The 1,053-nt window shown below is 63.3% G+C and carries 1 protein-coding gene; it reads left to right on the forward strand.

Annotated features, from left to right (window positions below):
- A partial coding sequence (locus AC630_RS42280) for a transposase (protein WP_208867127.1) occupies positions 1–1,006 on the forward strand: 1,006 nt, incomplete at its 5' end.
- Between the last annotated feature and the right edge of the window lie 47 nt (positions 1,007–1,053).

Consider the following 1,053-nt stretch of genomic DNA (forward strand, 5'->3'; position numbering starts at 1 on the left):
GCGGGATGGCGGGGGCGACGGCGGCGGGGACGTCGCGCAAAAGGTGGCGGCCTTGATGGCCAAGCGCGCAAGCTTGCAGGCCGATCTGGCGCGACTGGAGGAGAGCGGCCAGACACAGTTGTCGCGAACCGACGCAGATGCCCGATTGTTGTCGAAGAACGGTCAGGTGGTGGCGGGCTACAACGTCCAGATCGTCGTCGACGGCAAGCACAAGCTGATTGTGACGAGCGATGTCGTCAATGACGGCAATGATACAGGCCAGCTTCACAGTATGGCCAAAGCTGCAAAGGACGAACTCGGCGTCGAGACGCTGACGGCCCTCGCCGACACCGGCTACTACAACGGCAACACGCTCAAGGCCTGCGAGGAGGCCGGGATCGTGGCTTACGTTCCGCAGGCCAAGCGAACCGCGCGGCTCGAAGCACAAGATCGCATCAGCCATGAAGCGTTTGCCTACGAGGCGGAGGCGAACGTCTATCGCTGTCCTGCCGGCAGGCAGCTGTGCCCAACGGAGGGACGCAAGACCAACGGTCATCGGATCGAGATCAGGTATGTCAGCCGCAAGTCCGATTGCGACGCCTGCGCGCTACGCTCGCGCTGCCTGTCCGCCAAGACGCCGACGCGCACCGTCCATCGCTGGGAACATGAAGCGGTGCTGGATCGGCATCGCGCACGAATGAAGGACGCCGATGCCCAGATGCGGCGCCGAGCCGAACTCGCCGAACACCCCTTCGGTACACTCAAATGCCGGGCCGGCTACCGCCACTTCCTCGTCCGCGGTTTCGACAAGGTGCGCGGCGAATGGAGCCTGATGGCACTCTGCTACAACTTCTCCCGCGTGCTCCGCATCCTCGGCCTCGACACCTTCATGGCTTATCTGGCCAGCCGTCATCCGCATCTGGCACTCTTGCTGCTGAGCGCCATCACCGACATCATCGCCCGGCTACGGGCCGCCCCACCGCCACTCCGAGGCCAAATTCGTCCAACATTCGAATACGCCGTGTAAGGTGGGCGCAAAACAGATACTTGCCCAGCCTCGAAGCGAAACCCATC

Source organism: Bradyrhizobium sp. AS23.2 (assembly GCF_001908185.1).
GTDB lineage: Bacteria > Pseudomonadota > Alphaproteobacteria > Rhizobiales > Xanthobacteraceae > Bradyrhizobium.